Source organism: Mycobacterium sp. (assembly GCF_040398885.1).
Taxonomy (GTDB): Bacteria; Actinomycetota; Actinomycetes; order Mycobacteriales; family Mycobacteriaceae; genus Mycobacterium.
The window spans coordinates 1-15292 of record NZ_JBBATF010000065.1 but is presented as its reverse complement, the minus strand read 5'-3'; the positions used below and the strand labels follow the sequence as shown (position 1 = coordinate 15292).

The window sequence follows — 15292 nt, the reverse complement described above, 5'->3', positions numbered from 1 at the left end:
CCGGCGACGGTGAGATCGGCGACGGTGGCCGCCGGCCCGGCCAGGTGCACGTCCAGCTGGCCTGCCGCCGTGGTCTCCCGGACGATCTCGGATACCCGGTTGAAGGCCGCGTACGACTCGGGTGTTCCCAGTGCACCCGTCAGGCCCACCGGCACTACCCAGGCCTTGCCGTCCTCACTGGTCATGAACTCACGCAACGACGGAGTCGCGACGAAGTCCTGCACCATCACGACGTCGCGCTGATCCCGGCCGAGCGCTTCGACCAGTCTCCGGTAGGTGGCCTCGTCAGCGGAATCGAGTTCGCGTTCGTCGGTCAGTACAACGAGCAGGAGGTTGTCGGTGCCGGCCTCCTGGAAAGCCTCGGTCATCTGCCGGGCGGCGACATTGGACGGCGCGTTGCCGGGCAGCATCGCCAGCGGATGCTTCTGGGCCATGTCGTTGAGGTTCGGCAGGTACAGCGGCAGTGCAACCGCCATCGCGATCCAGACCGCGATGACCGCCCAGGGCCAGCGCACCACGAAGCCGGCTAGCCGCCGCATGTCGCGTGCACCCGGGGGGTGGCGCTAGCCAACACGTCCCCAATTCCCGCCGTCGGCGACCTGCTGACAGACCGATTTCATCGCCGAGATGTACCGGGCGATCGACTTCCGGGCGATCGGGTTGTCCGGGCCCAGCACCGTCATCGCGGTGCCGGCGTCGTACAGGAAGACGTAAATCGTCAACTGGTAGGAGAAACGCCCGTCCGAGTAGATCCCGATGTTGTTCGAGTACCCCAGTTCGGTGGCGGCGACGATCGCGTTGAGGGGAGCGGCGCCGCCATGCAGGAAGTTCGCGACCGGGAAATTCGGGCGTGGTTTCTCCAGCCACGGCGCCAGTTCCAGCACCCGGTCGTAGGGGACTCTCGCCAGTTTCTGCCCCGAATCGAAAGACTCCTGCGCCGACCAGGCCGCCTCGCCGAACGACGTCGCGGCGATCGGGACGGTGACCGGAACAAGCCCGGTGAACCAGCCCTGGGTGGTGAAGTTGTCCGATGTGCGCCGGGTGTCCCGCGGCGTCAGACCGTAGTACGTCGCGGCGCCGGTCAGTTCGTGCTCCACCTTGGCGCTGCAGGCGAACAACCCGCCGACGAACCGCACACCCGCCGCCGCGCAGGCCGCTTCGAAACGTGCGGTCTGTTCGCCGTCCATGATCATCTCGCCGACCATCTCGGCGGCCGTCGGCTCCAGCGGATTACCCAGCGGCAGCGGGAATTCCGGCAGCGTGCCGTGATTGCTCTCGGCGAACTCGATCCAGGCGCGAACCTCCGGGGAATCGACGGTCAGATTCGACGTCGCCTCGCGCTCCCGCAGACAGAAATCATCGAAACTGCCGGCCTCCGGCAACGGCATGGGCTGTCCGCTGGCAGACAACGAGGTGTACATCCCGTGGGCTTCGAGCATGGTGATACCGATCAGGGCGGCGTCTCCGTGCACATGGTCGATGGCCGCATAGAAATCGAAATGATCCTCGCTCTGGACGATTCCGAAGGAGAAACAGCCCCATTCGAACGGAGTCGGAATGTCCACCATGTGTTTGCGCGCCGCTTCGACACACATCTCGCCGTGATTGACCGGCGCGAACTCGATGTCGTCAGGATCGGCCAGGGAACGCCTGACGATTTCTCCGTCACCGTCGTACTCGAACCAACTCCGGTAGGTGTCATGGCGGCGCAGGTATGCATTGATGGCGTGGGTCATCGCCGAGACGTCGCACCGGCCCGGGACTTCACAGGTGGCGATGATCTGCCGCGAATAATCCAGCCCTGCGGCGTCCTGGTGGTAAATCCCGCGCAGATGCTGTCCCTGCATGAAACTGACCGGCACCGGGCTCACCGGGGCTTGTCGGGCCTTTTCCATCGACGCCTCTGTCGGGTGCCAGGAGATCAGCACCCCCGGCGCAGGCGCCCAATCGTCGACCGTGCCGACCGTGATCTTCCCGATCCGCAAAATTCACTCCCCGACTCTGGCCTGCCACGGCCCGACGGCCGCGTCCACTTAGGAGCCTCCAAGATAGCCGCACGAGGCTCTGACGGTCATCGCCGAACCCGACCGGAGCCCGTCGACGGACCTCCCCGCCGAGCCGCCAACCGAGGGTTCGGCCCGCGGCGGGACGGCCGCACACCCCCAGCAACGCACATGCAATACTGGCCGGCGGGAGTTGAGCCGGCCGTGGCCGGGCCGTGGCCGTTCGCGACGCCGTTCGGTGGCTTACGCCATCTCCATCGAAACTCGACCGGCCGGGAGGCGGGGTACATCCTCAATGGCTAGTGCCGAACAGCAATCACCGCGGTTCGCGATCATCGGATATGCGGCCCGCCTTCCCGGTGCCGCCGACGCCGACCAGTACTGGGAGTTGCTGCGCTCCGGCCGCGACGCGATCTCCGAGGTGCCCGGCGACCGGTGGGACGCCGACGAGTTCTTCACCACCGACCCGGCCGCGCCGGGGAAGATCGTCACCCGGCGGGCCGGGTTCGTCGATGACGTCACCGGCTTCGACGCCCCGTTCTTCGGCGTATCGGCCCGCGAGGCCGGCTGGATGGACCCCCAGCACCGACTGCTGCTGGAGACCGCGTGGCAGGCCGTCGAGCATTCCGGAACCGCGCCGACGGCCCTGGCAAACACCAGGACCGGGGTGTTCGTCGGGCTGTCCACCCATGACTACCTGGGCATGGCCTCGGACGTTTTGACCTATCCCGAGGTCGAGGCCTATCTGGCGATCGGCACCGCCGGCGCGGCCGGCGCCGGCCGGATCAGCTACCGGTTGGGTCTGCAGGGCCCCGCGGTCACCGTCGACACGGCATGCAGTTCGTCGCTGGTGGCCATCCATCAGGCCTGTCAGGCGCTGCAGTTGGGCGAATGCGACCTGGCCCTGGCCGGCGGGGCGAACGTCCTGCTCAGCCCGGCCACCATGATCACCTTCTCGCAGTCCCGGATGCTGTCTGCGGACGGCAGGTGCAAGACCTTCGACGCGGCGGCCGACGGGTATGTGCGCGGCGAGGGCTGCGGGGTCCTCGCCGTCAAGCGCCTCGAGGACGCGATCCGCGACGGCGACCGGATCCGGGCGGTGATCCGCGGCAGCGCGATCAACCAGGACGGCGCCTCGGGAGGCCTGACCGTACCCAACGGCGTCGCCCAGCAGCGGGTCATCACCGAGGCGCTGGACCGGGCCGGACTGACGCCGGCCGACATCGACTACCTTGAGGCGCACGGGACCGGGACGTCGCTGGGCGACCCCATCGAGGTCCGCGCCGCCGCCGCCGCGCTCGGCGCCGGGCGGAACCCGGACCGGCCGCTGCTGATCGGATCGGCCAAGACCAACATCGGCCATCTCGAGGCGGCCGCCGGCGTCGCCGGGGTGCTCAAGGTCGTGCTCGCCCTGGAGCATCGGGAACTGCCCAGGCACCTGAACTTCCGCACCCCGTCCCCGCACATCCCGTGGGACCGGATCCCGGTGCGGGTGGTCGACGAGACCCTCTCCTGGGAACGCACCGACCGGCCCCGCATCGCCGGGGTGAGTTCGTTCGGATTCACCGGCACCAACGCCCACGTGATCATCGAGGAGGCCCCGCAACCGGCCCCGGCCGCCGCACCGGCCGTACCGGCCGACGACCGGCGGTTCATGCTGCTCCCGCTGTCGGCCCGCACCCCCGCGGCGCTGGTGCAGACCGCCGAGAACTACCGCACCTGGCTCGGCGCGCATCCGGAGGCCACCCTGGCCGACCTGTGCCTCACCGCCGGCGCCGGCCGGGCCCACTTCGAGTACCGGGCCGGGTGCGTGGTGAACTCCGTGGAGACCGCGCGCGAGGTCCTCGGCGCCCTGGCCGACGACCGGCCGGCACCCGGTCTGGTGCGCGGCGAGGGCGCCGCCCCGCCGAAGACCGCGTGGCTGTTCCCCGGGCAGGGCAGCCAGTACGCCGGGATGGCCCGGGAGTTGTTCGAGACCGAACCGGTGTTCGCCGAGACCATGAGGCGGTGCGCCGAGGCGGTCGAGGGCATGCTCGACAAGCCTCTGCTGGACGTCATTCTCGACCCCGAGGGTGCCGCGACGCTGCAGCAGACCCGCTACACCCAACCGGCGATCTTCGCCGTCGAGATGGGGCTGGCCCGGCTCTGGCAGTCCTGGGGCTTCGAACCGGACGTGGTCCTCGGCCACAGCGTCGGACAGTTTTCGGCGGCCTGCGTGGCGGGGGTGTTCGGCCTGGAGGACGGTGCCCGCCTGATGGCCGAACGCGGCCGGCTGTTCGGCGACCTGGCGGCGGGCGGTCGGATGTGCGCGGTCTTCGCCGACCCTGATCGGGTCGAACGCCTCACCGACGAGTTCCCGACGCTGTCGGTGGCGGCCTACAACGGCGCCAACACCGTGCTGTCCGGGCCGGGCTCGGACCTGGAACCGGCGGTCGCCCGACTGGCGGCCGACGGCGTCCGCTGCGACTGGCTGGACACCAGCCACGCCTTCCACTCCGCGCTGCTGGATCCGGCGCTGGACGAATTCGAGTCGTACGCAAACGGATTCGACTTCGGCCCGCCGCAGCGGGTCCTGGTGTGCAACCGGACCGGGGCCGCACTCGGACGCTCGGCCAGACTCGACGGCAACTACTGGCGCCGGCACGCACGTCAGCCCGTCGAATTCGCCAAGAGCGTCGCGACCCTGGCCGAACTGGGCTGCACCCTGCTGCTCGAGGCCGGCCCGCAACCGGTGCTCACCGCCGCGGCCCTGCGAGCCTGGCCGGACCCGGCCACCGCGCCCCGGGCCATCCCGTCGTTGCGTCGCAACAGCGCCGACCACCGGCAGATCACCGAAGCCCTGGCGGGTGCCTACGTCGCCGGGCATCTGCCCGACTTCGACGCCCTGGTGCCGCGGCCGGCCCGCAAGCTGGAACTGCCGACCTACCCGTTCGAGCACCGCGATTACTGGTTCGCCGAGAACCGGGGTACCGCGCAGCGTGCACCCGTCGCGGAGACCTCCGCCCGCACCGATGCGGTCCGGCTTTTGGAGGACGGCCGCCTCTCCGAACTCGCCGCCCTGCTCGGCGACGGCAGCCAGGCCACCACCGAGGTGCTGGCCAAGCTTGCCGTCCAACACAATCGGCAGCGCAGCGCGCAATCCATCGCCGACATCCGCTACGAGATCGCCTGGGAGAAGGCCAAGCCCGCCGCCCCCGCCCCGGTGGGCGAGGGAACCGCCTGGCTGATCGTCGGGGACGACGCCGAGGCGATGGGGCCGCTGACCGACGCGCTCACCACCCGCGGCCACCGGCACCGGGTGCTGGGCCTGCCGGTGTCCGACGCCGACGAGGAGCGTCTGGTCGGCGAACTCCGCGCCGCCGTGGCCGACGAACCGACGCTGCGCATCCTGCACATCGGCGCGCTGGACTCCGACCGCACCCCGTCGATGCGGTCGCTGCTGCGGATGCAGCACCGCGTGCTGGGCGGCACCCAGCGACTCTTCCGGGCCGCCGCCCGGGCCGACCTGCGCGCCCCGATCTGGGTGGTGACCCAATCCGCCCAGCGGGTGACCGACGCCGATGTGGTGTCGCCCCAGCAGAGCAGCCTGTGGGGCTTCTGCCGCGCCGCGGCCCTGGAGTACCCGCAGACCTGGGGCGGGCTGGCCGATCTGTCCGGCGGGCGCACCGACGAGTGGTCGCGGCTGATCAACCACATCGTCACCGCGGCGCCCGGCGAGGATCAGATCGCGCTGCGCGAACACGCGATCCAGGTTCCCCGCCTGGTCCGCCGCTCCGGCCAGCCGAACCCCACCGAGCTGGAATTGCGTTCGGATGCAACGTATCTGGTGACCGGCGGCCTGGGCTCGCTGGGACTGGAGGTCGCCGGGTACCTGGCCGGCCGAGGCGCCGGCCACCTGGTGCTGACCAGCCGCCGCGAACCCGGGGAGGACGCCCGACGCCGGATCGAGGCGCTGCGCGAACAGCACGGCTGCGATATCCGGGCGGTCACCGCCGACGTCGCCGACCCGCATGACGTCGCCCGCCTGTTGGCCGCGATCCGGGCCGACCTGCCGGACCTGGCCGGCATCGTGCACGCCGCCGGGGAGAACAGCACCACGCCGCTGAGTTCGCTCGACGGCGCCGAACTGGACCGGGTGTTCGCCGGAAAAGTCTGGGGCGCTTGGTATCTCAGCGAGGCACTGGCGGATCTGCAGCTAGACTTCTTCGTCTCCGCCTCGTCGATCTCCTCGGTGTGGGGCAGCTATGGCCAGAGCGCCTACAGCGCGGCCAACGCCTTCCTGGACGGACTGACCTGGCGCCTGCGGGAGCAGGGCATCCCGGCGGTCGGCATCAATTTCGGCCCGCTGTCGGCCGGCACGGCCGGAATGGCCGACGGGGACGCCCGCGCGCAACTGCAACGGCGCGGCGTCCAGGCCCTCTCACCGGCCGAGGCCCTCGCCGGGATGACCGACGTCGTCGTCGCCGGGCCGGCGCAGGCGGTGGTGGCCAGGATCGACTGGGCCCGGTTCCTCCCGGTCTACCTGCAGGCCGGCCGGCGGGCACTGCTGTCCGAGATGGCCCGGGAGATCCCCGAGGCGTTGCCGGTTGCCGCCGATTCCCCCGGACGCACCGCACTGGTCGACCAGCTCACCACCGCCCCGGTGCAGCAGCGCAAGAAGCTCGTCCTGGAGCACCTGCGCAACATCGTCGCCGAGGTGACCCGGATCGACGCCTCCGAGATCCGCGAAGAGGCCGGGTTCTTCGACCTGGGCATGGACTCCCTGATGGCCGTCGAACTGCGCCGGCGCCTCGAGCAGGCGGTCGGTGAGGAGTTGCCCGCGACGCTGGCCATGGACTACCCGCGGTTGTCCGACGTCGCGGAGTATCTGCTCACCGACGTGCTGAGCCTCAACCAGACCACCCGCGGCGCCGCGGATCGCACAGCGGCGCAACCTGTCTCGGCTCCGGCCGGGACCGACGAGCCGATCGCCGTCATCGCCGTCGCCTGCCGCTTCCCGGGTTCGCCCGACCCCGACGCCTACTGGAAGGTGCTGGCGGACGGGGTGGACGCGATCCGGGAGATCCCCGAGGACCGCTTCGACGTCGAGGAGTTCTACGACCCCGACCAGCAGACCCCCGGCAAGATCTACACCCGCAGCGGCGGGTATCTCGACAGTGTCGACGGTTTCGACCCGGAGTTCTTCGGCATCTCCCCGCGCGAGGCTGTCTGGATCGACCCGCAGCAGCGGCTGATGCTCGAAATCGCCTGGGAGGGCTTGGAAAGGGCGGGGTACGCCCCGGCGTCCATGCGCGGCAGCCGAACCGGCGTCTTCGTCGGCGTCGGTGCCAACGAGTACGCGCACCTGCTCTCCGGCGGCTCGGTGGAGAACCTCGAGGGCCACTTCATCACCGGCAACGCCCTCAACGCCATCGCCGGCCGGGTCGCGTTCACCCTCGGCCTGGAAGGGCCGGCGGTGGCGATGGACACCGCGTGCAGTTCGTCGCTGGTGGCCGTACATCAGGCCACTCAGGCGCTGCGCTCCGGGGACTGCGACATGGCGCTGGCCGGCGGGGTCAACGTGCTGTTGAGCCCGGCGTCGGCGGTCGCCGCGTCGCGGGCCCGGATGCTCGCCCCCGACGGCCACTGCAAGACCTTCGATGCCGCCGCCGACGGCTACGTCCGCGGCGAGGGCTGCGGGGTGCTGGTGCTCAAGCGGCTGTCCGACGCCCAACGCGACGGCGACAACATCTGCGCGGTCATCCGCGCCACCGCCGTCAACCAGGACGGCGCCTCCAGCGGGCTGACGGTGCCCAACGGCGGTGCCCAGCAACGCCTTATCGCCGCGGCGCTGACCCGCGCCGGCCTGAGCGGCGCGGACGTGGACTATCTCGAAGCGCACGGCACCGGAACGCCGCTGGGCGATCCGATCGAGGTGCAGGCCGCCGCGGCGGTCTACGGCGCCGGCCGCGACCCGAACCACCCGCTGCTGATGGGGACCGCGAAGACCAACATCGGCCACCTGGAGTCCGCGGCCGGGGTCGCCGGCCTGATCAAGGTCGTGCTGTCGCTGCAGCACGACCTGCTTCCCAAGACCCTGCACTTCCACAACCCCAACCCGCACATCCCGTGGGAGTCGCTGCCGGTGCAGGTGGTGGCCGAGGCGACGCCGTGGAAGCCCGAGGGCCGTCCGCGGCGGGCCGGGGTGAGTTCGTTCGGCTTCACCGGAACCAACGCCCATGTGCTGATCGAAGAGGCTCCGCAGCCCTCGGCCGCCGACGACGCCGAGGCGGACGCGGGCGGGGACAGGCCGGCGCCGGAGGCCGCCCGGGAACCGTGGAGCGTGGTGCCGCTGTCGGCGCGGTCGGCGCAGGGACTGGTCGCCCTGGCGCAGCGCTACTCGAGCTGGCTGGACGCCCACCCAGACGCCTCGATCGCCGACGTGGCCTTCACCGCGGGGGCGGGTCGGTCCCACTTCGAGCACCGGGCCGCGCTGGTGGCCAATTCGGTCCACGAGGCCAAACTGCTGCTCGACGATCTGGCGGCGAACCGCCTGCGCCCGGGGGTGGTGCGCGGCGAGTGCACCGACCCGCCCACCACGGCGTGGTTCTTCCCCGGACAGGGCTGTCAGTACCCGGGCATGGCGCGGGAGTTGTTCGACACCGAACCGGTGTTCGCCGAGACGGTCCGCCGGTGCGCCGAAGCGGTGGACCCGATCCTGCCCCGGCCGCTGCTGGAGGTGCTGCTCGCCAGCGACCGGGAGACCGCGGAAACCCTGCGGCACACCTCATTCGCCCAGCCGGCGATCTTCGCCGTGGAAATGGGACTGGCCCGGCTGTGGCAGTCCTGGGGTGTCGAACCGGACGTGGTGCTCGGACACAGCGTCGGCCAGTACGCCGCCGCCTGCGTGGCGGGGGTGTTCAGCCTCGAGGACGGCGCCCGGTTGATCGCCGAACGCGGCCGGTTGTTCGGCAGCCTGCCGGCGGGCGGCCGGATGGTGGCGGTCTTCGCCGACCCGGACTATGTGGAACGGGCGGCCGAGAAGTTCCCGCGGGTCTCCGTCGGCGCCTACAACGGCCGCAACACGGTGCTGTCCGGCCCCGCCGAGGACCTCGAGGAGATCGTCGAGGCCTGCAGCCAGGACGGCACCCGCTGCACCTGGCTGGAGACCTCGCACGCCTTCCACTCCGAGTTGCTCGATCCTGTGCTGGACGAATTCGAATCCTTCGCAACGCAATTCACCTACGCCGTGCCGACGCGGCCGCTGGTCTGCAACCGCACCGGAGCGGTGCTGACCGCGGAGACGCCGATCAACGCCCAGTACTGGCGGCGGCATTCCCGTCAGCCGGTGCAGTTCACCGAAAGCGTGAAGACCGTTGCGGCACTAGGTTGTTCGGTGATGATGGAGATCGGTCCGCAGCCCATCCTGACCGCTGCCGCGTTGCAGATCTGGCCGGAGACGGCCGCCGTGCCGTCCACTATCGTGTCACTGCGCAAGGGCGCCAACGCCCAGCGGCAGATCAGCGAGGCACGGGCGTCGGCCTACATCCTGGGCCACCGCCCGGACTTCGCCGCCATGCATCCCGGCACCACGCTGGAACTGCCCACCTATCCCTTCCAGCGCCGCCGGTACTGGCCCAAGACCGCCGGGATCACCGGCCGGGGCGACGGCATCCGACTGTCCGGGATCCTGGGCAGCGAGAAGGACCTGGCCTCCGGCGACACCGTCTACAGCAACGTGCTGTCGGTGAAGACCCAGCCCTGGCTGGCCCATCACGTCATCTACGGAACGGTGGTCGTTCCCGGCGCCACCTACGCGGCGATGGCACTGGCCGCCGCAGGCGCCCCGGCGCGGGTGAAGGAAGTGTTCTTCTACGAGCCGATCATCCTGCCGGAGAGGGCCTCCCGCGAGGTCCAACTGACCATGCACCCGCTGGAGAGCGGCTGGAAGTTCCAGGTGCACAGCCGGCCCTACGGCGTCAGCGACGCCGAGTGGTCGCTGAACTCCGACGGCACCCTGCTGGCCGGCGCCGACGACGCTGCCGATCCGGAGACGACGACGCCGGAGTCGGTGACCGCGATCGAGGCCGTCGACGAGGCGCTCGAACGGTTGAACCGCACCAGCCCGCAGCAACTGTTCGAGACGTTCAACGACATGGAACTGGCCTGGGGCCCGACCTGGTCGACGTCGCTGAAGTCGTTGTGGGTCGGCTCGGGGGAGGAGGCGGGCGAGGCGATCGGCGATGTCTCCGTCGGCGATGAACTGGCCGAGCATCTGGGCAGCGAACCGATCCACCCGGTGCTGCTGGACCTGTGCACCGGGGTGGCGTTCCCGGCCTTCCCTGCGTTGGTCGCCGTCGAGCACGGCGTGGCCGATCTGTTCCTGCCGTTGCGCTACGGGCAGGTGGAGTTGCGCGAGAATATGCCGCGCCGGTTCTACTGCCGGGCCCGCTGGCATTCCTCCAGCGTCGAGGGCGAGACGCAGGTCTTCGACATCGACTTCATCGACCGGGACGGTCATCGTCTCGGCGGGATCTCCGAGTTCACCGTCAAGCGCGCCCCGCGGGAGGCCCTGTTGCGGGGCCTGGGCGGCGACACCAGCCGGTTGCTGTACACGGTGGGCTGGCACGAGGCGGCCGCGCCGCCCGCGGCCGACACCCGCACCGAGGGCGCCTGGCTGATCGCCGGGTTCGACGCGCTGGCCGCCAGGGTTCCGGGCGCCGTCGTGGTCGATCCCCATCCCGAAGACGGCGCGCAGGCCTGGCAGGACGCGTTCGCCGCCGCCGCCGGGCGCGGCGAGCCGATCGCCGGGATCGTCTGGCGCGGCAGGGGTTCGGGAGGCCGACCCGATGCCGACGGCCCTACAGCCGAACTGAACGCACGCCTGGAAGGCCAGATCGAGAGCCTGCTCGGGGCGGCGCAGACTGCGCTGGCCGAACAGAAGTCGAGCCTGCCGGGCGGGCTGTGGATCATCACCGAGGGTGCGGTGGCGACCGAACCCGGCGAACCGGTCGACCCGGTGCAGGCCGCGCTCTGGGGGTTCGGGCGCACCGTCATCGCCGAGCAGCCGACCCTGCGCTGCCGGCTGGTGGATCAGGAGTCCGCCGCCGAGGAGTTCACCGGGTGGCTGACCGAAGCGCTCGGTTCACCGGTCACCGAGCCGGAACTGGCTGTGCGCCAAGGTAAGTTCCTGGTGCCCCGGATGCTGCACTGGGCGCGCACCGGTCACCTCCCGATGCCGCGCAGCGACGACTACGTCCTGGCCCCGACCGAACGCGGTGCGATCGACAATCTGCGGCTGACCGAGAAGGTCGTGACTCCGCCCGCCCCGAACGAGGTACAGGTCCGGATCGAGGCCGCCGGCCTGAACTTCCGCGACATCCTCAACGTGCTGGGTCTCTACCCGGGCGATCCCGGTCCGATCGGCGGCGACCTGTGCGGCATCGTTACCGAAATAGGTTCGGAGGTAAACGGATTCGAGATCGGCCAGCGGGTCTTCGGCTCCATGCAGGGCGCGTTCGCCAGTCGGCTCAACGTGCCGGCGCCGTTGCTGGCGACGGTGCCCGCCGGCGTCAACCCGGTGGGTGCGGCGACACTGCCGGCCGCCGCCCTGACCGCCCGCCTGGCGTTCGACTGGGCCGATCTCAAGCCCGGCGACCGGGTGCTGATCCACGCCGCCAGTGGCGGGGTGGGCATGGCGGCGATCCAACTGGCCCGCCAGCACGGTGCCACCGTGTTCGCCACCGCCAGCGCCCACAAGCGTGCGACGCTGCGCAGGATGGGCGTCGAGCACGTCTACGATTCGCGCACAACCGATTTCGCCGATCAGATCCTCGCCGATACCAACGGCGAGGGGGTGGACGTGGTGCTCAACAGCCTGACCAACGAGGGTTTCATCGAGGCGACGGTGCGGGCCACCGCCGAGGGCGGCCGGTTCGCCGAGATCGCCAAGCGCGATATCTGGACCGCCGAGCAGATGGCGGCGGTGCGCCCGGACATCGACTACGAAATCGTCGCACTGGACGTGACGATGATGACCGATCCCGGTCACATCCGGCGACTGATGGGCGAACTGTCAGAGGGATTGGCCAGGGGCGAGTGGACGGCGGTGCCCGCCGAGATCTATCCGATCACCGAGGCCCGGGCCGCGTTCCGGCGTATGCAACAGGCCCGGCACATCGGCAAGATCGTCGTGCAGATGCCCAAACCCCTTGCCCCGCGGCCCGATCGGAGCTATCTGGTGACCGGCGGCCTGGGCGCGCTGGGCCTGCACACCGTCGAATATCTGGCCCAACTCGGTGCCGGCGACATCGTGCTGACCGGCCGCCGCGGCCCGGATGCCGACACCGAACGGGCGATCGCCGCGATCACGGACCGCTTCCACTGCCGGATCCACGTCTTCACCGCCGACGTCGGCGAGGAGTCGCAGGTCGCCGCGCTGCTGGGTCGGATCCGGGCGGAGTTGCCGCCGCTGGCCGGGGTGGCCCATCTGGCCGGTGTCCTCGACGACGCGCTGCTGGGCCAGCAGGACCTCGACCGGTTCCGAACCACCCTGCGGCCCAAGGCGCTCGGCGCCCACCACCTGCATCGGTTGACCGAGGACGACGACCTGGAGTTCTTCATCCTGTTCTCCTCGGCATCGGCGGTGCTCGGCTCGCCGTCGCAGACCAACTACGCGACCGCCAACGCCCTGCTCGACGGCCTGGTCGCCCATCGGCGGGCGCACGGCCTGGCGGCGACGGCCGCCGACTTCGGGCCCTGGGGCCGCGGCGGCATGGCCAGTTCGCAGGCGGCGCTGGCCAACCTCAGCGCGCAGGGCATGATGCCGCTGGAGCCGTCCGCGGCGCTGGCCGCGCTCGGCGAGGTGATCCGGCACGGCACCGCCCAGGCCACCGTCCTGAAGGCCAACTGGCAGCGCACCGCGAAGATGCTGGGCGGCATCCGCCCGCCGCTGCTCGATCAGGTGCTGCCCCGCGACGACGCGGCGGCGGCCGGGGACAGCGAGTTGCTCCGCCAGCTCGAGGAGACACCCGTCGCCCAGCGGGCCGCGTTCATCACCGAGTTCCTCCAGCGGGAGGTGCAGGGCTTCCTGCGGCTGGCGCAGCCCCCCGCCGCGTCCAGCCGGTTCCTGGATCTCGGCACCGATTCGCTGATGGCCGTCGAGCTCCGCAACCGGTTGTTCGGCCAGTTCGGCGGCAGGTTCGACATCAGCCCGACCGCGGTGTTCGACTACCCGACGATCGGCGAGCTGGCCGCCCACCTGGTCTCGCAGCTACCGGATTCGGATCCGCCGGCGGCCCACGCCGAATCCGCCTCCGGGCCAGCGGAAACGGCCGTCCGCCACGACTGATCGACGCAGGTGCTGTTGATCACAGCGGCTTGCAATTAGGTCACGAAATGTATAACTTGGGACATGCTACCGGTGGGTAACTTGTGTATGAGAACCCAACCGCGGAAGTGGCATTCTCACCAAGGAGGAACAGTGGGCCACTACAAGAGCAACGTCCGCGACCAGGTGTTCAACCTGTTCGAGGTGTTCGGTCTCGACCGGGCCATGGGCCAGGGCAGGTTCAGCGACCTCGACACCGAGACCGCGACCGAGATGCTCGCCGAGATGGCCCGGTTGTGTGAGGGACCGATCGCCGCATCCTTCGTGGAAGGCGACCGCAACCCGCCGGTGTTCCATCCGGCCACGCACACCGTCACCCTGCCGGAGTCCTTCAAGGCCTCCGTGCGCACGTTCATCGACGGCGGCTGGGACAAAGTGGGCCTGGTCGAGGAACTCGGCGGCATGGCGGCGCCCAGGGCGCTGATGTGGGCGCTGCACGAGCACGTCCTCGGCGCCAACCCGGCGGTCTGGATGTATGCCGGCGGCGCGGGCTTCGCGCAGATCCTCTACCACCTGGGCACCGATGAGCAGAAGAAGTGGGCCGTCCTGGCCACCGAGCGCGACTGGGGTTCGACCATGGTGCTGACCGAGCCCGACGCCGGCTCGGACGTGGGTGCGGGCCGCACCAAGGCGGTGAAACAGGAGGACGGGTCCTGGCACCTCGACGGCGTGAAGCGGTTCATCACCTCCGCCGACTCCGACGACCTGTTCGAGAACATCTTCCACCTGGTGCTGGCCCGCCCCGAGGGGGCCGGTCCCGGCACCAAGGGCCTGTCGCTGTTCTTCGTGCCGAAGTTCCTCTTCGACCCGGAGACCGGCGAACCCGGCGAGCGCAACGGCGCCTTCGTCACCAACGTCGAGCACAAAATGGGGCTGAAGGTCTCCGCGACCTGTGAGCTCACCTTCGGCCAGCACGGCGTTCCAGCCAAGGGCTGGCTGGTCGGTGAGGTTCACGAGGGCATCGCGCAGATGTTCGACGTCATCGAGCAGGCCCGAATGATGGTGGGCACCAAGGCGATCGCGACGCTGTCCACCGGCTACCTCAACGCGCTGGAGTACGCCAAGCAGCGTGTCCAGGGCGCCGACCTGACCCAGATGACGGACAAGACCGCGCCGCGCGTGACCATCACCCACCACCCCGACGTCCGGCGCAGCCTGATGACCCAGAAGTCCTACGCCGAGGGCCTGCGGGCGGTGTACCTGTTCACCGCCACCTATCAGGACCCCGAGGTCGCCAAGGCGCTCCACGGGGTCGACGCCGACCTGGCGTTCAAGGTCAACGATCTGATGCTGCCGATCGTCAAGGGCGTCGGCTCCGAGCAGGCCTACGCCAAGCTCACCGAGAGCCTGCAGACCCTGGGCGGCTCCGGCTTCCTGCAGGACTACCCGATCGAGCAGTACATCCGCGACGCCAAGATCGACTCCCTCTACGAGGGCACCACCGCCATCCAGGCGCAGGATTTCTTCTTCCGGAAGATCGTCCGCGACAAGGGTGTGGCGCTGGCCCATGTGGCCGGACAGATCGAGGAGTTCGTCCGCAACGAGTCCGGCAACGGCCGGCTGAAGACCGAACGGGCTCTGCTGGCCAAGGCACTTGAGGACGTCCAGGGCATGGCCGCCACGCTGACCGGCTACCTGATGGCCGCTCAGGAGGACCCGAAGAGCATCTACAAGGTGGGCCTGGGTTCGGTCCGCTTCCTGATGAGCGTGGGCGACCTGATCATGGGTTGGTTGCTACTGCGCCAGTCCGCGGTGGCCATGGCCGCACTCGACGCGGGCGCATCGGGCGCCGACCGGTCCTTCTACGAGGGCAAGATCGCGGCCGCGTCGTTCTTCGCGAAGAACTTCCTGCCCCTGATCACCGGCACCCGCCAGGTGGTCGAGGCGCTGGACAACGAGGTCATGGACCTCGACGAGGCAG

General features: G+C 70.0%; 4 protein-coding genes. 2 read left to right on the top strand and 2 right to left on the bottom strand.

What is annotated here, in order from left to right:
• Together ADBZ5U_RS08135 and ADBZ5U_RS08130 are read right to left on the bottom strand one after the other, a co-directional pair.
• On the bottom strand, nt 1–539 hold a 539-nt coding region (locus ADBZ5U_RS08135; RefSeq protein ID WP_526264227.1), incomplete at its 3' end, for an MMPL family transporter.
• Between the two features lie 24 nt (nt 540–563).
• Entirely contained in the window at nt 564–1985 is a 1422-nt protein-coding gene (locus tag ADBZ5U_RS08130) for a condensation domain-containing protein (protein ID WP_526264225.1), read from the bottom strand.
• 313 nt (nt 1986–2298) lie between these two features.
• Between ADBZ5U_RS08130 and ADBZ5U_RS08125 the strand changes: the two genes are divergently transcribed.
• Complete coding sequence (locus ADBZ5U_RS08125; protein ID WP_526264223.1) at nt 2299–13332, top strand: type I polyketide synthase; 11034 nt, start codon at nt 2299–2301, stop codon at nt 13330–13332.
• A gap of 132 nt (nt 13333–13464) precedes the next feature.
• Nucleotides 13465–15292, top strand: a 1828-nt coding sequence (locus ADBZ5U_RS08120; protein ID WP_526264221.1) for an acyl-CoA dehydrogenase C-terminal domain-containing protein, incomplete at its 3' end; no start/stop codon positions are given.